Here is an 18520-nt window from a genome sequence, read left to right on the forward strand (position 1 = left end):
CGGATGACGGCCGATCTCTCCCAACCGAAAGCATTGCGCCGCCTCAAGCGGCGCTCGCAGTTTTTGAGAGCCGCCCGGGGCAATCGCGCCGGGCGCTCTGCGTTTGGGCTGCAGGCCATCGCCGCGCCCGAACAAGAGCCGGGCGTCGGCTTTACGGTCACCAAGAAAGTCGGCAATTCGCCCGAACGCAATCGCATGAAGCGCCGCCTGCGCGCGGCTGCGGCAGCTTGTGCGCGTGACTTTGTGCCCGGACATGACTATGTGCTCTTGGCGCGACGCGAAGCCCTCAGCCAGCCCTTCGACAGAATGGTGGCTGATCTTTCGAGCCTCATCGCTCGTGTGCATGACACAAAGTCAGGCGACAATCGAAATACCCCAGGCCGCGGCCAACGGAAACCGAGACCATGAACTCTGACAATCGCAATGTGATCCTCGCCGTCGTGCTCAGCATGATCGTGCTGTTCGGCTGGCAGTTCTTCATTGCCGGACCGCAGCTCGAACAGGCCCAGCGCCAGGCCGAGATCGCCGCCCAGCAGCAGGCCGATGCCGAACAGTTGGCCGTCCCCGCGACCAATGCCGATGGTACTGCCGCCGCTCCGGTCGCTGGTGCACAGCAGAGCTTTGCCGATGTGGACACCGCCCTGGCAGCCAGCGAGCGCGTTTCGATCGCCACGGCCGACCTTGAGGGCTCCATCAACCTGACCGGCGGGCGCATCGACGATTTGCGGCTGCGCCAGTATCAGGAAACCGTCGAGCCGGATTCACCCATTGTCACGCTCCTGAAGCCCGCAGGTCTCGCCGACGCCTATTTCGTCGAACAGGGCTGGGCCGCTGCCAGCGGCTCGACCGTCGCCGTGCCCGACAGCCAGACCGTCTGGGCCGTCGAAGGCGACAACGCCACGCTGAGCGCAACCACCCCGGTCACCCTGGTCTATGACAATGGCGCCGGCCTCATTTTCCGCCGCACCTTCGCCATCGACGACTACTATCTCTTCACCGTCACCCAGTCGGTTGAAAATACCGGCACCGGCGACGTGGCCCTGTTCCCCTATTCGCGCGTTGTCCGCCATGGCAACCCGCAGGTGGCGAACTTCTTCATCCAGCATGAAGGCCCGATCGGCGTGCTGGGTTCGAACAATTATGTGGCCCGCAAGTATTCCGATCTGCAGAACGAGCGCCAGGTGGACTGGGCGTCCACCAGCGGCTGGCTCGGCATGGCCGACAAATACTGGGCGACTGCTGTCCTGCCCAAGCCAGACGCCGCGATCAATGCGCGCTTCTCGTTCAGCCAGCCCAATGGCACCAATGTCTACCAGACCAGCTATGTGGAAACGCAGCCGGTCATGGTCCCTGCTGGTGGCACCGTCACCCACGAATCCTACGTCTTTGCCGGCGCCAAGGAAGACAATGTCATCAACGCCTATCAGGAAAGCTATGGCTTTGACCGCCTCGACCTCCTGATCGACTGGGGCTGGTTCCACTTCCTGACCAAGCCCATGCATTGGCTGCTGGTCACGCTCTACGGCATTCTGGGCAATTTTGGCCTCGCCATCCTGGCCGTGACCGTCATCGTCAAGGGCCTCTTCTTCCCGCTGGCCAACCGCTCCTATGCCTCCATGGCCGCCATGCGCCGCGTGCAGCCGGAAATGAAGGCCATGCAGGAGCGCTACAAGGACGACCGCGCTGCCCAGCAGCAGGCGATGATGGAGCTCTACAAGAAAGAGAAGATCAATCCGCTCTCAGGTTGCTGGCCCATCCTCATCCAGATCCCGGTGTTCTTCGCGCTCTACACCGTCATCTTCATCTCCATCGAGATGCGGCATGCACCCTTCTTCGGCTGGATCCAGGACCTTGCAGCGCCCGATCCGACCAATATCTTCACCCTGTTCGGCTTGATCCCGTGGGATCCGACCGCCCTGCCGCTGATCGGTGGCTTCCTGCACCTGGGTGTCTGGCCGGTCATCATGGGCATCACCATGTGGGTGCAGATGCGCCTCAACCCGCCGCCGCCGGATCCGACCCAGGCCGCCATCTTCAACTGGATGCCCGTCATCTTCACCTTCATGCTGGGCACCTTCCCGGCGGGTCTGGTGATCTACTGGGCCTGGAACAACACCCTTTCGGTTGCCCAGCAATGGTTCATCATGAAGCGCCACGGGGTCGAGGTGAACCTGTTCGGCAACATCATGGACAGCTTCCGCCGCAAGCCAAAGCCGGCAGAGCCGACCAAGAGCTAAGCCGCACCAGCAAGTCCAAAGGCCCGCCGCTCTGCCGGCGGGCTTCCTCTTTGTGGGAACACACCATGACGCAGCCCGACTTTTCGCCCCACATCCTCGAGCGCGGACGCCTGATGTTCGCCCGGCCGTTCCTCTTCGTGAAAGGCTGCGTCAAGCTCGCCGACCTGCCCCCCATGGATCGGGTCGAGATCGCCTTTGCCGGCCGCTCCAATGTGGGCAAATCGAGCCTGATCAATGCCCTGTGCGGCACGTCGGGCCTTGCCCGCACGTCCAATACGCCCGGACGCACCCAGGAGCTCAACATCTTCGAAAGCCAGAGCGAGAACCTGCGCATCGTAGACATGCCCGGCTATGGCTATGCCAAGGCGCCCGAACCCAAGGTGAAGGCCTGGACTGCGCTGATCCACCAATATCTCACCGGTCGCGCCACGCTGCGCCGGGTCTATGTGCTGGTCGACAGCCGCCACGGCCCCAAGGACAACGACCTCTCGGTCATGAACGAGCTCGACCGCGCCGCGGTGAGCTACCAGATCGTCCTCACCAAGATCGACAAGCCCTCGGCCAGGGAGCTCGAGACCAATATTGCCGCGACCCGCGCGGCGATTGCCAAGCGTCCGGCCGCCCATCCCGACGTCATACTGACCTCGAGCGAAAAAGGCGACGGCCTGACCCATCTGCGCTCCGAGATCGCGCTATTGCTCGAAAGCTGAGCTAGCGCCGCGCGTCCGCCTCGATCATGAAACGGGCGACGTAATCTCGCAGCCGGGCACTGTCAGATGCCACCGTGAACGAGCCCAGGGCCGTCTCGATGACGGCATCCTCGGCCCGGCCGCGTCGCAACTCGACCAGCGCCGCACCATAGGGATCGTCGAATTCAGGATGCGGTTGGAAACTCAGCGCTGCGCCACTGGCATAGTGCAGGCCCGCATTGGGGGTGAAATCGGACGCCAGGATCACCTGCGCCTCCCTGGGCGGTACGATCACCTGATCCTGATGCGAGCAGATGACGCTGACGCTGTCGGGGGCCTGGCTCATGAAGTCGGGCCGGTTGACGACACGGTAATTGTGCCGGCCGAGCCCCCAGCCCTTCTCGGATTTGCGGACATCGCCGCCCAAAGCGTCAGCCATCACCTGGTGGCCGAAGCAGATGCCCACCATCGGCGTCTTGGCGCCATAGGCCTTGCGGATGAAGTCGCGCAGTGGTGGCAGCCAGTCATGGTCTTCATAGACGCCGGCAGACGAACCGGTAATGGCAATGCCCTCCAGCGTCGACGGATCCGGCAGCGCCTCGCCATCCAGCACCCGCACGGCCTCATAGTCAAAGGCGTGGCCGGTCGAGGCGAACATTTCGCGGAACATGACTGTGTAGGGGACGAACCGGTCCTTGAGCGGATCGGGAACCTTGCCGACTTCGATGATGGTGAGCTTCATTTAGGAATCCTCTATGCTTCTGGCATATCGGACTCGCAGGAAGCCAATCAAGCCGCGGGCTCGAACCTCATCGCAACCCCGTTAATACAATAACGCAGGCCTGTCGGGGCGGGGCCATCCTCGAAGACATGGCCCTGGTGCCCGCCGCAATTGGCGCAATGCACTTCGATCCGGGTCATGAATAGCGAGGTGTCTTCCTTGGTACCGATGCTTTCCGGGATATAATCGTAAAAGCTTGGCCAGCCCGTACCGCTATCGAACTTGGTGGCGGCGTCAAATAGCGGCTGGTCGCACCCGGCGCAGTGGAACACACCTGCCCGCTTTTCGTCATTGAGCGGCGAGGTGAAGGGCCTTTCGGTATTTTCGTGGCGAAGCACCTGATAAGCCTCCGGCGTAAGTCTGGCCTGCCATTCCTCGTCACTGAGCGAGAAGGGAAACTGCTCCTCTGCCGCCTGGGCAGCACGCCCCAGGCCCAGCAGGGCGCCCAGGCTCAGCATTGAGCCCGAAATCAGCACGTTTCGACGATTGAAGCGCATCTGGCATCTCCACCAATTGAGGCATCACAGAAAAGCCAACGTGACCATAGCAGGCCAGGGCCCGCCAGGTCACGTCGAGATGGGGCTCCGCATAATGGAAGCGCCTTACGCGGAGGCCCCGTTTGCCTGCTTATTCGGTTCGGAGCAGGCTTTGGTTACATGGCCGGGAGGAGAACGGCGTCGATGACGTGGATCACGCCATTGGACTGGTCCACGTCGGCAATGGTCACCGTGGCAGTACCGCCATTGGCATCGGTGATGACCACATTGTCACCGTCGAGGCTGAAGGTCAGCTCGCCACCCTGGACAGTTGCCGCCTTGTACTCGCCGCCATTGTCCTCGATCATCTTGACGAGGTCGGCCGAGTGAATGTCACCGGCGATGACGTGATAGGTCAGGACGGCAGTGAGCTGGTCCTTGGCTTCGGGAGCCAGCAGGCCTTCGACAGTGCCGGCGGGCAGCGCTTCAAAGGCGGCATTGACCGGCGCGAACACGGTGAACGGGCCTTCGCCCGACAGCGTCTCGACCAGGTCGGCAGCCTGCACGGCAGCAACCAGCGTGGTGTGGTCGGCCGAATTCACGGCATTCTCGATGATGTTGTTGGTGGCCGGCATGGCGGCGCCGCCTACCATGGGAGCGTCCTGGGCGATGACGGCAGCACCTGACAGCGAACCAAGAGTGAGAACGGCGGCAACAGAGAGAGCACGAAGCGAAAGAGTCATCTGAGAGTTCCTTCCTGTGTAAATTTCACCCCTACTCGCGGTAGGGTCGAAGGAAGATACGGAGCCTCGGCGCAATCAGTTTCGGGCCCGGTTTCAATGGCACCGTAATTTTTTCGGCAGCGTTTTATTCTTTTAGAACAATGGTCTAAGCACGGTTTGAAGCCGCACCACAGCCTTCGCCAAACAAAAAAATCCGCAGTGATCCATTGTGAGTCCGGGCACGTATGAAGCGCTTCAGCGAGCGTTGGTTCCAATGCCCAAACAATTGAACCGGCAATGCGCTTCATCGAAAAACCCTCGGGATAGCCCGAGGGTTTTGCAAGTCTAGATCATCATAAAACTATGGCCGTGTACCTGCCCGGCCTAGCCCCTGAGGCCGGACCAGGACGGGTCGGATGCATAGCTTTCGGTCGCCACAGTCTGGGCGGCGCGGCCCCAGATGTCGACGCTCATCAGGCGCGGGCCGTCATTGCCGCCCGGATCCTGGAAGAACATGATCACGCGGCCATTGGGGGCCCAGGTCGGCCCTTCGGCGTGGTAGCCGGAATAGAGCAGGCGCTCGCCCGACCCGTCGGGGGCCATGATGCCGATATGGAACTGCCCGCCCGACTGGCGGGTAAAGGCGATGAGATCGCCGCTGGGGGACCAGACCGGAGTCGAATAGCTGCCTTGGCCAAAGCTGATGCGCTGCGCATTTCCGCCGCCCGCACCCATCATGTAGATTTGCGGCGAGCCGCCACGATCACTCTCGAAAATGATGCGGCTGCCATCGGGCGAGAACGAAGGCGACGTATCGATCGCCGCGCCCGAGGTCAGCTGCATGGGCTGACCGCCACCGGTGGACACGGCATAAATATTGGTCGCGCCACCCTGCTCCACCGAGAAAGCCACGGTGCCGCCATCGGGCGAGAAGCGCGGCGCAAAGGTCATGGCGCCGACATTTGCGAGCCGCTGCTGCTGCCCGGTCGAAAGCTGCAGCAGATAAACCTGCGGATTGCCTTCGGCAAAGTTCATATAGGTGACGAGGTCGCCATTGGGCGAGAAACGCGGGGTCAGCGCCATGGACTGGCCATCGGTGAGATAGCTCACATTGGCCCCGTCCTGATCCATGATGGCGAGGCGCCGGACGCGGTTGGCCTTGGGGCCGCTTTCGGCCACGTAGAGCACGCGCGTATCGAAATAGCCGGTGCCGCCCGAAAGCTGCGAATAGATCGCGTCGGAGACCAGGTGCCCGATGCGGCGGGCAGAATTGGGATCGGTGGCATAGCTATTGCCCACCACCTGCGCGCCCTGCTGCGTATCCCAGACGCGGACCTGCGCCGAAATCTGGCCGCCGCGTTCCACCGCGCCCATCACCACGCCATCGACATTGGCCGTGCGCCAGATGTTGAAATCGGGCGTAGCGTTGACGTCGCCCACCTGCACCGGCAGCGACGCCGGATCGAGCGGCAGGAACAGGCCGGACCGGCGCAGGTTGTTGCGCACGATATCGGCAATTTCGCGCCCGAAAGTCGGGTCGGACGAGGCGAAGTCAGGAATCGCGATGGGCAGGGGCTGGAAATTGGCGCCCTCCACCACGATGCGCAGCTGCGCCAAGGACATGGGGGCCGTGGCCAGCAAAGCGCCGCCAGCCAGGCCAAGCTTGAGCGCGGTGCGTCGCGTCATCAGGGTCATGGGTCTAGATCTCTCCGGTCTTGCCGTTTGGCCGCAGTTTGGCCAGCACAAAGGCGAATTCAAGGTCAGGGTCTGAGTTCGATCTCGATCTGGCGCCATTCATCATAGGCGTCGGCCGAGAGCATGGAATAGGGTCCGCACTGGACCACCGCGCGCTGGGCGGCACGGGCAATCGATTGCCCGCCCGCCGAGCTGTCGCTGGCGATGATCTGCGGGATGCCGTTGACGCTGCCGTCGCGGTTCATGCTCACCGACAGGGTGACATTCATGCCGCTATTGAAGTCCGACGGCAGCAGGTTCCAGCACGTCTTGATCTTGGCCACCAGACCATCAATGGCCGTCTGGCTCAAGCGCGCAGACGTGCCGGTCGTATCGCCCAGCGTCGGCGAGCCGCCCTGACCGGTCGTCGCACCCGTTGTGGGCGCATTGTTGATGATCGAGGAAATGTCATCGGCCGTTTCCGAGCTGATCTGGGTCGGCGGCGCAGCCTGCGCGGCCGCTGCGGCCTGACGCTGACGCTCTTCCTCTTCGCGACGACGACGTTCGGCAGCCTGGGCCTGTTCACGCACCTGTGCCAGATCAGCCGGACGCGAGGTCGGCAGCGCCACGTTGACCTGCGGCGGCGTTGGCTCTGGGGTCGGCTCCGGCGTGGGCTCGGGCTCAGGCGTCGGCGCTGGTTCCGGCGTCGGCTCGGGCTCAGGGGTGGGCTCCGGTACGGGCGCAGGTTCAGGAACCGGCTCCGGCTCTGGCGCCGGGGCCAGATCCTGCGGACGGGTCTGCGGCAGCGCAACCGGCGCAGGGGCCGGCTCTGGCGTGGGCTCTGGTTCGGGGACTGGTTCCGGCTCCGGTGTTGGCTCGGGCTCGGGCTCCGGCTCGGGCGTTGGTTCGGCCTCGGGGGCCGGCGCGGTCTCGGTAACGGGGGCCGGCGTTGGCACATCCGCCGGCGAGGGCGTCACCTGGTTATCCTGCGTATTGCCCGTGGGCTGGGCAAGTTCAGCGGGCTCATCCGATTCCACCACCGACGGCGTATCGGTTTCGACCACTTCGCTGTCGAGCTGGCCCAGGCGGATATTGGAATATTCCTCAATGGGCACCAGATCGACGGCAATGGACTGCACCGTCGGCTGCAGGGGCTCGGTCAGGCCAAGATTGACCAGGCCGAGCACCAGCAGCAGCACATGTGCAGATATCGATACGACGAGGCCGGTGCGCATACGCTGGGGCCTATCTCTCGCGCTCGGTGACGAGCCCGATCTTGGTATAGCCGGCAGCCGAAAGCATGCCCATGACCCGCATGACCGTGCCATAATTGGCCGTCGTGTCGCCGCGCAGATAGACGCGGTCTTCCACTGTTGCCAATGTGCCGACCGTGGCGATCAGGTCGGTTTCGGTCACCGGCGTTTCATCGACGAATATGGCGCCTTCGGGGGTCACGGCCACGGTGATGGGCTTGGTCTGGCTGGGCATTTCACCAGCGGACGTGCGCGGCAGGTCAACCGGCACGCCAGACGTCATCATCGGCGCCGCGACCATCATGATGATGAGCAGCACCAGCATGACGTCGACCATCGGCGTCACGTTGATCTCGCTCATCACTGCACTGCGCTTGCGCCGGCGACGACGCCCCCCGCCGCCGCCTCCTCCGCCCGATGCGACACCCATGCCCATGTCAGCGGCCCCGCGCTTCGAGCTGGCGGCTGAGGATGGTGGAGAATTCGTCGGCAAAGCCCTCCAGCCGCCCGATCATCTTGCCGGCATCGGACGACAGCTTGTTGTAGGCGATAACCGCGGGAATAGCGGCGACGAGGCCAATGGCGGTGGCAAACAGCGCTTCGGCGATCGGACCGGCCACGACAGCCAGATTGGTATCGGAGGACGCGGCGATATTGGTGAAGGCATTCATAATGCCCCAGACCGTGCCGAACAGACCGATGAACGGGCCGGCAGAGCCCACCGTGGCCAGGAAGTTGAGGCGCTTTTCGAGATATTCGCTCTCGCGCGCAATGGCCACGTCGAGCACCTTGTCGAGGCGCTGCTGCATGCCCACGAAGCTCGCTGCATTTTGCTCGTGGCTGCGTTTCCATTCCTTCATGGCCGCGACAAACACCGCGCCAAGCCCGCCCGAGGGCTTCTCCGCCTGTTGCTGATACAGCTCTTCGAGTGACTGCCCCGACCAAAACGTGCGCTCGAAGCGGTTCATCTCCGCCTGGGTGCGGCGATAGGTGATGGACTTGTCGATGATGATCGCCCAGCACCAGACCGATGCTGCGAGCAGACCGAGCATGACCGATTTGACAACAAAGTCAGCGGCCCAGAACAGGCCCCAGATGGACAGGTCAGCATGCGGAGCGACCGCTCCCACTGCATCCATGGCTTCCATGAAACTTTCTTCCTTCTGGCCGGCTCGAATGTGCGGCCCCATTGCCGTTGCGATGGGGACGAAATCTGTCAAAATTAAGAGAAATGCCCGCTATGCCGGGCGCTGGTGAGGGTCCGGCGCGGTGCAAATCTGCCAATTCACCCTTATGGTCACCAAGGAGTTAACAAAGAGAGTCCGAGCCCTCGGGGCGGAGATACACCGCCCTCAGGCGCCGGGCACCAGACGGGCCCGCAGGTCGGCCGGCAGGCGCGCCGGTCCGCCCGACATCTTGATCGCCACCACCGTGACCCTGGCCTGGGTAATGACCTTGTCGTCACGATAAAGTGTCTGCCGGAGCACCAGCCGGACCCCGCCGGCCTCCACCACTTCGGTGCTTACCGTCAGCAGGTCGTCGATCCGCGCAGCAGCGACGAAGTCGAGTTCCATTGATCGTACGGCAAAGGCGATGCCCTGCTCGACCAGCTCGTGATGATGGATGCCCAGATCGCGCAGGAACTCGGTACGGCCGCGCTCGAAGAACTTCAGATGGGCGGCGTGATAGACATTGCCCGAAAAATCGGTGTCTTCGTAATAGATGCGGACGGAATGGGTATGGATGCTCATGCCGGTTTGAAACCCAGGCCGCGTTCGGCCATCGCAGGATCGAGTTCGACAAAGCTCTTCGGACCGACGCCATGCAGGTCCGCCACCTCCTTGCGGGTCCAGCCGGCGAGATCGGTAAAGCTGAAAAGGCCCGCTTGCGCCAGTGCCCGATGCGCAGGACGGCTGAGCTTCAGCGTATCGGCGATGCGGTCCCCGGCGCTGCTCACCGCCCCACCCTCTCGTCGTGCACCACATGGGTCAACTGATCGGGGAGGCCGCGCAGGAAATCCGGCAGCCAGTGCGGCAGGAGATTGAACTCTTCCAGTGCCCTGCCCGCAAGCGGCACCCAATGGAAGGACAGGTCATGCCCCTCGTCGAAACGCTTCAGCCAGGGTGATCTGCCATCCGGCCCCTGGCCCGGCAGGGTCACGGAATAGAAGAAGCCGAGCTCGTGAAAATCCTCGCCCTCGCGGCGATAAAAGCTCTCCGAAGTGGCCAGCATCGCGCCGATTTCCGCTGGCAGATCAAGCTCTTCGGCAATCTCGCGGATGAGGCTGAGGCGGCTGTCCTCGCCCAGCTCGATCCGGCCTCCGGGCAGCATGCAATAGTCGTCATCATCTTCGCGGCAGATCAGCACATGGCCTTGGGCAATGATGATCCCGGCGACCCGGAAGTTGAAGCGCTGCCCTTCGATGGGAAAGCTGATGACGTGGCGGGCGCTCACTCCTCGCTCTCCTCGAACAGGCTGGCCTGCAGGCCCGCAAAGCCCTGCGGAATGATTTTATTGAGATGCTGGAAGGCGATAGCGGTCAGCATGCGGCCGCGCGGGGTGCGCTGGATAAAGCCCTGCTGCAACAGATAGGGCTCGACGATTTCCTCGATGGCGTCGCGCGGTTCGGACAGCGCCGCCGCGATGGTCTCGATGCCGACAGGCCCACCATTGTAGAAATCGGCAATGACATTGAGGTAGCGGCGATCGAGCTGGTCGAGGCCGCGCGCGTCGACATCGAGGCGCAGCAGGGCCTTATTTGCTAACACACTGTTGACCTCAGCCACCCCCTCGACCTGCGCGAAGTCGATGACGCGGCGCAAGAGCCGTCCGGCAATGCGTGGCGTGCCGCGCGAGCGTCGTGCCACCTCCATCGCCCCGTCCGGTGACATGGGCATGCCGATGAGGCGCGCGCCCCTGGTCACGATCTTGACCAGTTCCTCGGGCGTATAGAAATTGAGCCGGACGGGAATGCCGAAGCGGTCCCGCAATGGCGTCGTCAGCAGACCCGCGCGGGTGGTGGCGCCAACCAGGGTGAATTTGGCCAGATCGATGCGAACCGACCGCGCGGCCGGACCCTCGCCGATGATGAGATCGAGCTGGAAATCCTCCATCGCGGGATAAAGGACTTCCTCGATCGCCGGGTTGAGGCGATGGATTTCATCGATGAACAGCACATCGCGCTCTTCGAGATTGGTCAGAAGCGCCGCGAGGTCACCGGCCTTGGCGATAACAGGACCTGATGTGGCGCGGAAGCCCACGCCCAGTTCCTTGGCGATGATCTGCGCCAAAGTGGTCTTGCCCAGGCCCGGCGGGCCGACAAACAGCACATGGTCCAGCGCCGAGCCGCGCTTTTTGGCGGCCTCGATGAACACTTCGAGATTGGCGCGCGCTGCCGCCTGCCCCACGAAATCGGAAAAGCCCGAGGGGCGGAGCGAAACGTCGAGATTGTCGTCCCGACCGGCAGATGCAGATGTCAGATTGGTCACGCCTGGCCTATTGAATGCTCGATACCGGGACACAGGCCGACCGCACGGCCGTCTTGTCCTTGAGATCGGGGTTCTGCCGCGTCATGCGGAAGAACATTTTGGTGAGATAATCCAGTCGCGGCACGCAGGACCAGCGCGGCATGGGATTGGCCGGATCGTGAAAATAGTAGGGTTTGGTCGAGCCATCGTCCTCGACGAACCAGATAGCCACCGCCGTCGGCTCGTTCTGGTCGGCTGAAGCCGCAACCGGCGCCAAAGTCGCCGCGACCAGCAGGCCTGCCACCCACCATTTCCGTCCCATGCCCGTCATGCTGTTCTCCCCTGGTTTCAGGCAGCACCCTAGCTGCTCAATTCCCTCAGGCCCAGCCGGATCAGCTTTTCGGTCGGCGTGTCCTCGCCTTCCCTGCCCACGACCCGCGCCAGCGCGGCCGAGGCCTGGGCGCTGGAATAGCCCAGATTGGTGAGCGCCGAGACGGCATCGGTCACATTGCTGGTCGCCACGCCTTCCCCGAGAGCCGTCTGCAGGCCCAGCGTGCCCGCATCCAAGGCGCCCATGGCCGGGACCTTGCCCTTGAGCTCGGTGACCACGCGCAGGGCCAGCTTGGGTCCAACGCCATTGGCCCGGCCAATCATCGCCTTGTCCTGCAGCGCCACAGCGCTCGACAATTCCGACGGAGTCATCACCGAAAGAATGGCCAGCGCTACGCGCGCGCCCACCCCCTGCACAGTGGTCAAGAGGTTGAACCAGCTCTTCTCGGCCTCGTTGGCAAAGCCATAGAGCTTAATGAAATCCTCGCGCACGATGGTCTCGATGAAGACTACCGTCGCCTCCCCGACGCGCGGCAGCGCCTGCAAGGTGCGACCGGAACAGAAGACCTCGTAGCAGACCCCGCCGCAGTCGATCAGCACGCTGTCATCGGAAAAACTGTCGACCAGGCCCTTCAGCTTGCCGATCATGCATAGGCTCCCATGCGCCGGGCAGAAACACGATGGTGAGCGTGGCAGATGGCCACGGCCAGCGCGTCGGCCGCGTCTGCCCCCTTGATCACCGCCGCCGGCAGCAGCGTCTTGACCATGAGGGCCACCTGGTTCTTCTCGGCATGGCCCGTACCGACCACGGATTTCTTGACGAGATTGGTGGCATATTCGGCCACGACAAGGCCGCGCAGAGCGGGCACGACCAGGGTGACGCCGCGCGCCTGCCCCAGGATCAGTGCCGATCGGGCACCCGCATTGACGAAGGTTTCTTCCACGGCGGCCTCATCGGGACTGTGCCGATCCAGGACCTCGCCCAGGCCGCCGGCCAGCGCCGCCAGACGATCAGCCAGGGCGCCGTCGGTTGGCGGCGTGATCGTGCCGCCGGCCACAAAGCTCAGCCGATTGTCCAGCGCCTCGATAATGCCCCAGCCGCAGCGGCGCAGGCCCGGATCGATGCCGATGATTCGCACAGAACGTGTCATGGTGTTCCTTGTAGTGAGCGCGCCGGAGCTTACCAAGGACAAAGTGAACAAATGAGCAACAAACTCATTTTGCCGCCACCGGTCGTTAAAATGCGAGCAACAAAAAACACGTCACGTTGATGAACCAGCGGCTAGCGTCCGAGCCTTGGGAATGCAGTGATGTGGGGCGCGAAATGGCAGAGGCGAAACAATTTTTGGCGCACGGGGCGTCGCAGATCTGCCGTCACCAGATGCCGCTCGCGCTGCTCGGCACGCAGACAAGCGCAATTTGACCCAGATGCAGTCACCGCGAAACCGGCCCCTGCTCGGCTGGACCAGCGTCGGGCGCTGGACCCTGTTCGGCACCCTGGCCTGCATCGGCGCATCGATCAGCTTCACGCTCATTGCCTTTGGCGATCTGAGCGGCGATCTGGCCGTGCGCATACTGGTCAGTGCCGTGGCATTACCCATCATCATCGGTGCGCCGCTGTTTTTCTATTTCAGCATGCGGATGCGGGGCCTCGTCATAGCCAATGCCCGGCTTGGACGCGTCGCGCGCACCGACAGCCTCACCGCCTGCCTCAACCGCGGCGCCTTTACCAGCCATATCGATACCTGGCTGCGCCACCCTGCCACCGCCAGTTGCGGGGCGCTGCTGATGATCGACGCCGACAACTTCAAATCGATCAATGACCTCTATGGCCATGACATGGGCGACGAGGCGCTGACGGTGATCGCCCGGGCCATTCGCTCGACCCTGCGCAGTGGCGACATTGTGGGCCGCATGGGCGGCGAGGAATTCGGTGTCTTCCTGCCGGGCGTGACCCAGCATCAGGCCCAGGTTGTAGCCGAGCGCATCCGCGCGGCCGTCAACGGCGCCGAGTTCCGTCCGCATGGCGAGATGCGCCCGCTTTCGGTGAGCATCGGCGGGGCCGCTTTCGCCCAGACCACCAGTTTCGCCCAGCTGTTCCGCATTGCCGACCAGCGGCTCTACGGGGCCAAGCATGCCGGCCGCAACACCGCCGCCGTCGTGCAGGTCGAAGATCACCCGGTGATCAATCTCAAGCGCACGGGCTGACGGGGCATTCAGGGAGGTCTACGCCTGCTGGGCCAGCCACGAGGCGATGCGGACCGCTGCGGCATCCGGCGAGAGCGCGGTGACGTCGAGTTCCAGCAGATGCGGCGCGTCTGCGCCGAGCAAAGGCTTGGCCTCGGCGTGGTTGCGGCGGGCCATGTCCGCAGCGCGTGGCTTGCGCTTGGCGGCACGCCCTTCGCTCTGGATGCGGCGGATATTCTCGTCGAGCGCACAACGAAGATGGACCACGCAGAAGGGCGGGCGCAGCTCCCCCAGCCGGGCCAGCCGGCCCCATTCGGCATCGCCCCATTCGCTTTGCCCCGCAAGTACGGTGGTCAGGACCACAGGAACGTCGGGGGGAAGATCGAGGACCAGATCATGCGCGATCGCCTCGATTCGCTCGACGGCGGTCACGAACTGAGCGGATTTGAACTCGGTCAGCGCAAAGGCAATGTTGTAGACAGAATGTATATCCAGGAGCCGCCCGCCGAGGCGCTCGACGAGGTGCTGGCCGATGGTCAGCTTGCCGGTGCCCGGATAGCCATTGAGAACGATGATCATGACCTTTCCTCCCCGTGAGGAGAAATACAACGGGCCTGCGGCGGAGCCGCAAGCCCGAAATGGATCATCGAACCCGGCCCGGGCCGGTGCTTGCCGTCAGGCCTCGAGCTTGGCCGCGTCTTCGTCGCTCATGTCGAAGTTGGAATAGACGTTCTGCACATCGTCGTCTTCCTCGAGCGTGGCGATCAGCTTCATCAGCGTCGCGCCCTTCTCGGCGTCGATGGGGGTCTGGTTCTGCGGGCGCCAGATGGCCTTCACCGACTCGGCCTCGCCCAGCACCTTTTCAAGGGCGGCGGAGACTTCCACCATGCCTTCGAAGGAGGTGTAGATATAGTGGCCGTCCTCGTCGCTCTCGACATCGTCGGCACCGGCTTCGATGGCCGCTTCCATGACCTTGTCTTCCGAGCCGGCCGTGGCCGGATAGGTGATTTCGCCGACGCGGTCGAACATGAAGCCGACCGAACCGGTTTCGCCCAGGGCGCCACCATTCTTGGAGAAATAGGAGCGCACATTCGAGGCGGTGCGGTTGCGATTGTCGGTCAGCGCCTCGACGATGACGGCGACGCCACCGGGGCCATAGCCCTCGTAGCGGATTTCGTCATAGTTCTCGCTGTCGGCACCCGACGCCTTCTTGATGGCACGGTCGATATTGTCCTTGGGCATGGACTGGGAGCGCGCATTGGCTACGGCCAGGCGCAGGCGGGCGTTGAAGGCCGGATCGGGCATGCCCATCTTGGCCGCCACAGTAATTTCGCGCGCCAGCTTGGAGAAGATCTTGGAGCGGATCGCGTCGGACTTGCCCTTGCGATGCATGATGTTTTTGGCGTGGGAATGGCCAGCCATGTGAAACCTCGGATATGCAATTCTGGATTTTCGGCATGGCTTATAGGGGGCCGGACGGCAAAAAGAAAGCGCCCGCCCCGCCGAATGGCAGGACGGGCCCCCGGCAAGTGCCGAAGCATCAGCCCGGATCGTGCTTGTTCCAGATCGTCTGGTCGATCTTTTCGGCCAGTTCGGGATAGTCCGCCGCATGGAAAAGCGGCTCCTTGCCGGCCTTTCGCTGCGCCCGATAATCCCTGGTCAGCTTGGCCACGGTGCCCGAAAGCAACACGATGGCGATCAGGTTGACCGTTGCCATCAGGCCCATGGACGCATCGGCGGCATTGAACACCGTCGCGACGCTTTCATAGGCCCCCCACACGACCATGGCCAACACGCCCAGCCGCAGCAGGCTTAGCCCAATCGAACTACCGGCCTTGAGAAACACCATGGCGTTCTCGGCATAGGAATAGTTGCCGATGATCGAGGTGAAAGCGAAGAACAGGATGGCGATGGCGATAAAATACTGCCCTGCCCCGCCGATATGGACGCTCATTGCCGCCTGGGTGAGCGGGGTGCCGGTCAGCTCATTGCCCGGCACCATGACGCCCGAAAGCAGGATCATCAGCGCCGTGGCCGTGCAGATGAGGATGGTGTCGATGAAAACGCCCAGCGCCTGCACGAAGCCCTGGGAAGACGGATGGTGCGGATCGGGCGTGGCGACAGCGGCGATGTTGGGCGCCGAGCCCATGCCGGCCTCGTTGGAAAAGAGCCCCCGCTTGACCCCGTTGAGCATGGCGGCGGCCATACCCCCGGCGGCTGCATCGAGCCCGAAGGCGCTCTGCACGATAAGGCCCAGCATTGCCGGCACCTCGCCAATATTGATGATGACGACATAGAGCGCCACCAGCAGGTAGATGACCGCCATGAAGGGCACGATGATCTCGGCCACGCGGGCGATTTGCTTGATGCCGCCGAAGATCACTATCCCGGTCAGCAGAGCCAGCGCCACCCCCACCCATATCTTGTCGAAACCGAAGGCGCCCTGCATGGCGTCGGCAATGGAATTGGCCTGGACCGCATTGAAGACGAGACCGAATGCCAGGATGAGACAGACTGAGAAGATCGCCCCTGCCCAGGGCGCGCCCAACCCCTTTGCAATGTAGAAGGCCGGCCCCCCGCGATACTCCCCCTGCTCGTTTTTGGTCTTGTAGAGCTGGGCCAGCGTGGACTCGGAATAGGCCGTCGCCATGCCGACCAGCGCGACCATCCACATCCAGAAGATCGCTCCCGGTCCGCCCAGATAGAGCGCTACGGCCACCCCGGCCAGATTGCCGGTGCCGACGCGCGAGGCAAGCGAGGTGCAGAGCGCCTGGAACGGCGTGATGCCGGCGCTGTCGTTCTTTTTGGAGCCGAGCACTGCCCGGAACATTTCGGGGAAGTTGACGAACTGGATGAAGCCCAGCCGCACGGTGAAGAACAGGCCGACAGCCAGGAGGCCGTAGATGAGGACGTAGCCCCAGAAGATTTCGTTGAGAAAGTTGATGACCGGATCGAGCATGGCCACATCTCCATGATGCGTGGACGATTGATCGGCACGTCATGCCGCGTCCGGGGCCAGTCTTCCTTTTCAAGCCAACCAAACAAGGTGCGCGCCCGGCGCAACATCTTGATCGGACCTCAAATTCTCATCTTCGGCAAGCGGGAATTCTGACGATGCCTACTGGACCGGAAAATCCGGAAGCATCTGGCTGAGGACGCCCCCGACCCGGAGCGGCGCCACGAAACGGGCAAGACCCGTAAGCGGATCGGTCTCAACGGCGACGCCGCAGAGCGTCGCTTCCCCCTCTGCCGGGGTGAAGCGGCCATTGGGAATGCCGGTGAGGAAACGGTTCAGCGGTTCATCGGTCTCGGTGCCGATGATCGAGTCGAAATCCCCACACATGCCGGCATCCGCCATGAAGGCAGTGCCACCCCTCAGCACGCGATGATCGGCCGTCGGGATATGGGTATGAGTGCCCACGACCAGGGTCGCCCGGCCATCGAGATAATGGCCCATGGCCTGGATCTCCGAGGTCGCCTCGGTGTGGAAATCGACGATGACCGCATCGGCGACATGGCCAAGCGGTGCCTCTGCTATGGCCGCCTCGACGGCGCGGAAGGGATCGTCGATGGGTGGCATGAACACCCGGCCCAGCGCATTGACCACAAGCACGCGGTGACCGTTGCGGCCTTCCACCATCATGGCGCCGCGCCCCGGCGTACCGGGGGGATAGTTGATGGGGCGCACCAGGGTTGGTTCACGCTCGATATAGCTCAGCGCCTCGCGCTGGTCGAAGGCGTGGTCGCCCAGGGTGACGATGTCGGCGCCGGCATCGCGCAAGGCCTGGAAATGGCTCTCGATGAGACCCTTGCCGTGGCTGGCATTCTCGCCATTGACCACCACGAAATCGAAACCGTAGCGGGCGATCAGGCCCGGCAGTCGCTCAGTCACACCGTCACGGCCGGACCGGCCCATGACGTCGCCCAGAAACAACAGTCTCATTCACTGGCCTCGAAGAAGCGGACGCCACGCTCGGTCACGATGGCATCGAGCGGCACGTCATGCGGCTCCCGGGGGATGTGGTCCAGCTCCTGCGCTGCAAAGGCGAGGCCCACGAGCAGGGGCTTTTTGGGCAGTGTGGCCAGCGTGCGGTCATAGTAGCCTCCGCCATAACCCAGCCGTGTGCCGGCATTGTCAAAGCCCAGCAGCGGCATCAGCACCAGATCGGGCACGGCGCGCGGCGCCAGATCGGCCGGGGCAAGCGTGCCGAAGCCCGCCTCGTAGAGGGGCGCATCCGCCTCCCATACGCGCAGCTCCAGCGGCGCGTCGTCGCCGGCCACCACGGGCAGCACCACCCTCTGCCCGCTATCCATCAGGCGCACCAGGATGGATTGGCAATCGAGCTCGTCGCGGATGCGCCAATAGCCGGCGATCACATGTTCGGGCTCGAAGGCGACGGAGTCGAAGAAATGCGCGGCGACCGCGCTGGCGGCCTCGGCCCGGGCCTCATCGGAGAGCGCGGCGCGCCTGGCATGAGCTTGCCTGCGCAGGGCGGCCTTGGTCTCTTCGATGTCCTGGTCCGCCATGCGCCCTCGTCGAATTCAGTGCCACCCTGGCCGTGGGACTTGCGATCCCGGGAACCTACAAACGTAGGTGGGCGCCGTATGTCCAAGCCCACGGGCCTGGTCAGGGACAGCTCCCTTAGGATCGATTAAGGCCCCGGGGATATGTGTGTCCTCACGCGCCGGGCAGCGACAAGAGAT

At 63.4% G+C, this 18520-nt stretch carries 23 protein-coding genes and 1 other RNA gene; 4 read left to right on the top strand and 20 right to left on the bottom strand.

The genetic code is table 11. The annotated features are described in order from the left end of the window. Nucleotides 1-3: 3 nt before the first annotated feature. The 3 genes from rnpA (at nucleotide 4) to yihA (ending at nucleotide 2947) form a co-directional block, all read left to right on the top strand. Nucleotides 4-408, top strand: a complete 405-nt coding sequence (rnpA, locus tag MQW79_RS09140; protein WP_476588122.1) for a ribonuclease P protein component — start codon at nucleotides 4-6, stop codon at nucleotides 406-408. Next, entirely contained in the window at nucleotides 405-2237 is a 1833-nt protein-coding gene (gene yidC / locus MQW79_RS09145) for a membrane protein insertase YidC (RefSeq protein WP_476588123.1), read from the top strand. The genes rnpA and yidC overlap by 4 nt, the downstream gene beginning before the upstream one ends. Before the next feature lie 65 nt (nucleotides 2238-2302). Continuing rightward, the gene (gene yihA, locus MQW79_RS09150; RefSeq protein WP_476588124.1) at nucleotides 2303-2947 is read left to right on the top strand and encodes a ribosome biogenesis GTP-binding protein YihA/YsxC; all 645 of its coding nucleotides are present in this window, start codon (nucleotides 2303-2305) and stop codon (nucleotides 2945-2947) included. 1 nt (nucleotide 2948) lies between these two features. On the opposite strand, the gene MQW79_RS09155 is transcribed toward yihA, so the two are convergent. From MQW79_RS09155 to ruvC, 14 genes are all read right to left on the bottom strand, one after another. Continuing rightward, nucleotides 2949-3668, bottom strand: coding sequence for a type 1 glutamine amidotransferase (locus MQW79_RS09155; RefSeq protein WP_476588125.1), 720 nt, complete (start codon nucleotides 3666-3668; stop codon nucleotides 2949-2951). Nucleotides 3669-3715: 47 nt separating this feature from the next. Next, nucleotides 3716-4204 (bottom strand): peptide-methionine (R)-S-oxide reductase MsrB, encoded by a 489-nt coding sequence (gene msrB / locus MQW79_RS09160; protein WP_476588126.1) that lies wholly within the window; start codon nucleotides 4202-4204, stop codon nucleotides 3716-3718. Between the two features lie 155 nt (nucleotides 4205-4359). Next, the gene (locus MQW79_RS09165; RefSeq protein ID WP_476588127.1) at nucleotides 4360-4926 is read right to left on the bottom strand and encodes a fasciclin domain-containing protein; all 567 of its coding nucleotides are present in this window, start codon (nucleotides 4924-4926) and stop codon (nucleotides 4360-4362) included. 363 nt (nucleotides 4927-5289) lie between these two features. Next, nucleotides 5290-6600: a Tol-Pal system beta propeller repeat protein TolB gene (tolB, locus tag MQW79_RS09170; RefSeq protein ID WP_476588128.1), complete on the bottom strand. Its 1311-nt coding sequence runs from the start codon at nucleotides 6598-6600 to the stop codon at nucleotides 5290-5292. A gap of 65 nt (nucleotides 6601-6665) precedes the next feature. Next, nucleotides 6666-7814: a hypothetical protein gene (locus MQW79_RS09175; protein ID WP_476588129.1), complete on the bottom strand. Its 1149-nt coding sequence runs from the start codon at nucleotides 7812-7814 to the stop codon at nucleotides 6666-6668. 10 nt (nucleotides 7815-7824) lie between these two features. Continuing rightward, the gene (locus MQW79_RS09180) at nucleotides 7825-8262 is read right to left on the bottom strand and encodes an ExbD/TolR family protein (protein WP_476588130.1); all 438 of its coding nucleotides are present in this window, start codon (nucleotides 8260-8262) and stop codon (nucleotides 7825-7827) included. 7 nt (nucleotides 8263-8269) lie between these two features. Then, nucleotides 8270-8980, bottom strand: a complete 711-nt coding sequence (tolQ, locus tag MQW79_RS09185; RefSeq protein WP_476588131.1) for a protein TolQ — start codon at nucleotides 8978-8980, stop codon at nucleotides 8270-8272. A gap of 204 nt (nucleotides 8981-9184) precedes the next feature. Then, on the bottom strand, nucleotides 9185-9583 hold the full coding sequence (gene ybgC / locus MQW79_RS09190; protein WP_476588132.1) for a tol-pal system-associated acyl-CoA thioesterase: 399 nt from the start codon (nucleotides 9581-9583) through the stop codon (nucleotides 9185-9187). Next, on the bottom strand, nucleotides 9580-9789 hold the full coding sequence (locus MQW79_RS09195) for a helix-hairpin-helix domain-containing protein (RefSeq protein WP_476588133.1): 210 nt from the start codon (nucleotides 9787-9789) through the stop codon (nucleotides 9580-9582). Before MQW79_RS09195 ends, ybgC begins: the two co-directional genes overlap by 4 nt. Continuing rightward, on the bottom strand, nucleotides 9786-10286 hold the full coding sequence (locus tag MQW79_RS09200; RefSeq protein ID WP_476588134.1) for an NUDIX hydrolase: 501 nt from the start codon (nucleotides 10284-10286) through the stop codon (nucleotides 9786-9788). Before MQW79_RS09200 ends, MQW79_RS09195 begins: the two co-directional genes overlap by 4 nt. After that, nucleotides 10283-11320, bottom strand: coding sequence for a Holliday junction branch migration DNA helicase RuvB (gene ruvB, locus MQW79_RS09205; protein WP_476588135.1), 1038 nt, complete (start codon nucleotides 11318-11320; stop codon nucleotides 10283-10285). The genes MQW79_RS09200 and ruvB overlap by 4 nt, the downstream gene beginning before the upstream one ends. A 7-nt stretch (nucleotides 11321-11327) precedes the next feature. After that, entirely contained in the window at nucleotides 11328-11630 is a 303-nt protein-coding gene (locus tag MQW79_RS09210) for a hypothetical protein (RefSeq protein ID WP_476588136.1), read from the bottom strand. Nucleotides 11631-11659: 29 nt separating this feature from the next. Beyond that, nucleotides 11660-12277, bottom strand: a complete 618-nt coding sequence (gene ruvA / locus MQW79_RS09215; protein ID WP_476588137.1) for a Holliday junction branch migration protein RuvA — start codon at nucleotides 12275-12277, stop codon at nucleotides 11660-11662. Beyond that, on the bottom strand, nucleotides 12274-12780 hold the full coding sequence (gene ruvC, locus MQW79_RS09220) for a crossover junction endodeoxyribonuclease RuvC (RefSeq protein WP_476588138.1): 507 nt from the start codon (nucleotides 12778-12780) through the stop codon (nucleotides 12274-12276). Before ruvC ends, ruvA begins: the two co-directional genes overlap by 4 nt. Nucleotides 12781-13057: 277 nt before the next feature. Between ruvC and MQW79_RS09225 the strand changes: the two genes are divergently transcribed. Beyond that, complete coding sequence (locus tag MQW79_RS09225; RefSeq protein ID WP_476588139.1) at nucleotides 13058-13837, top strand: GGDEF domain-containing protein; 780 nt, start codon at nucleotides 13058-13060, stop codon at nucleotides 13835-13837. An 18-nt stretch (nucleotides 13838-13855) separates the two neighbouring features. Here the strand turns inward: MQW79_RS09225 and MQW79_RS09230 are convergent, their stop codons facing one another. The 6 genes from MQW79_RS09230 to ssrS form a co-directional block, all read right to left on the bottom strand. Next, nucleotides 13856-14395 (bottom strand): AAA family ATPase, encoded by a 540-nt coding sequence (locus MQW79_RS09230; RefSeq protein ID WP_476588140.1) that lies wholly within the window; start codon nucleotides 14393-14395, stop codon nucleotides 13856-13858. A gap of 96 nt (nucleotides 14396-14491) precedes the next feature. After that, a complete protein-coding gene (locus tag MQW79_RS09235) occupies nucleotides 14492-15238 on the bottom strand; it encodes a YebC/PmpR family DNA-binding transcriptional regulator (RefSeq protein ID WP_476588141.1) in 747 nt (248 codons plus the stop codon). A gap of 118 nt (nucleotides 15239-15356) precedes the next feature. Beyond that, nucleotides 15357-16775 carry an alanine/glycine:cation symporter family protein gene (locus MQW79_RS09240; protein WP_476588142.1) on the bottom strand — a complete coding sequence of 473 codons (1419 nt, stop codon included), beginning with the start codon at nucleotides 16773-16775 and terminating at the stop codon, nucleotides 15357-15359. 159 nt (nucleotides 16776-16934) lie between these two features. After that, nucleotides 16935-17759 (bottom strand): TIGR00282 family metallophosphoesterase, encoded by an 825-nt coding sequence (locus MQW79_RS09245; protein ID WP_476588143.1) that lies wholly within the window; start codon nucleotides 17757-17759, stop codon nucleotides 16935-16937. Then, on the bottom strand, nucleotides 17756-18343 hold the full coding sequence (locus tag MQW79_RS09250; protein WP_476588144.1) for a 5-formyltetrahydrofolate cyclo-ligase: 588 nt from the start codon (nucleotides 18341-18343) through the stop codon (nucleotides 17756-17758). Before MQW79_RS09250 ends, MQW79_RS09245 begins: the two co-directional genes overlap by 4 nt. 14 nt (nucleotides 18344-18357) lie before the next feature. Next, a non-coding RNA gene (gene ssrS, locus MQW79_RS09255) (6S RNA) lies at nucleotides 18358-18515 on the bottom strand. Between the last annotated feature and the right edge of the window lie 5 nt (nucleotides 18516-18520).

This window comes from Devosia sp. Micro-HW1, from assembly GCF_056341075.1.

Bases quoted from the DNA above. Each gene is read 5' to 3' on its own strand.
- MQW79_RS09230 (WP_476588140.1), bottom strand. From the start codon at position 14,395: ATGATCATCGTTCTCAATGGCTATCCGGGCACCGGCAAGCTGACCATC.
- tolQ (WP_476588131.1), bottom strand. From the start codon at position 8,980: ATGGAAGCCATGGATGCAGTGGGAGCGGTCGCTCCGCATGCTGACCTG.
- msrB (WP_476588126.1), bottom strand. From the start codon at position 4,204: ATGCGCTTCAATCGTCGAAACGTGCTGATTTCGGGCTCAATGCTGAGC.
- ruvC (WP_476588138.1), bottom strand. From the start codon at position 12,780: ATGACACGTTCTGTGCGAATCATCGGCATCGATCCGGGCCTGCGCCGC.
- MQW79_RS09210 (WP_476588136.1), bottom strand. From the start codon at position 11,630: ATGACGGGCATGGGACGGAAATGGTGGGTGGCAGGCCTGCTGGTCGCG.
- MQW79_RS09225 (WP_476588139.1), top strand. From the start codon at position 13,058: ATGCAGTCACCGCGAAACCGGCCCCTGCTCGGCTGGACCAGCGTCGGG.
- MQW79_RS09240 (WP_476588142.1), bottom strand. From the start codon at position 16,775: ATGCTCGATCCGGTCATCAACTTTCTCAACGAAATCTTCTGGGGCTAC.
- tolB (WP_476588128.1), bottom strand. From the start codon at position 6,600: ATGACCCTGATGACGCGACGCACCGCGCTCAAGCTTGGCCTGGCTGGC.
- ruvA (WP_476588137.1), bottom strand. From the start codon at position 12,277: ATGATCGGCAAGCTGAAGGGCCTGGTCGACAGTTTTTCCGATGACAGC.
- MQW79_RS09245 (WP_476588143.1), bottom strand. From the start codon at position 17,759: ATGAGACTGTTGTTTCTGGGCGACGTCATGGGCCGGTCCGGCCGTGAC.
- MQW79_RS09250 (WP_476588144.1), bottom strand. From the start codon at position 18,343: ATGGCGGACCAGGACATCGAAGAGACCAAGGCCGCCCTGCGCAGGCAA.
- yihA (WP_476588124.1), top strand. From the start codon at position 2,303: ATGACGCAGCCCGACTTTTCGCCCCACATCCTCGAGCGCGGACGCCTG.
- MQW79_RS09235 (WP_476588141.1), bottom strand. From the start codon at position 15,238: ATGGCTGGCCATTCCCACGCCAAAAACATCATGCATCGCAAGGGCAAG.
- MQW79_RS09180 (WP_476588130.1), bottom strand. From the start codon at position 8,262: ATGGGTGTCGCATCGGGCGGAGGAGGCGGCGGCGGGGGGCGTCGTCGC.
- ybgC (WP_476588132.1), bottom strand. From the start codon at position 9,583: ATGAGCATCCATACCCATTCCGTCCGCATCTATTACGAAGACACCGAT.
- MQW79_RS09165 (WP_476588127.1), bottom strand. From the start codon at position 4,926: ATGACTCTTTCGCTTCGTGCTCTCTCTGTTGCCGCCGTTCTCACTCTT.
- yidC (WP_476588123.1), top strand. From the start codon at position 405: ATGAACTCTGACAATCGCAATGTGATCCTCGCCGTCGTGCTCAGCATG.
- MQW79_RS09175 (WP_476588129.1), bottom strand. From the start codon at position 7,814: ATGCGCACCGGCCTCGTCGTATCGATATCTGCACATGTGCTGCTGCTG.
- MQW79_RS09155 (WP_476588125.1), bottom strand. From the start codon at position 3,668: ATGAAGCTCACCATCATCGAAGTCGGCAAGGTTCCCGATCCGCTCAAG.
- rnpA (WP_476588122.1), top strand. From the start codon at position 4: ATGACGGCCGATCTCTCCCAACCGAAAGCATTGCGCCGCCTCAAGCGG.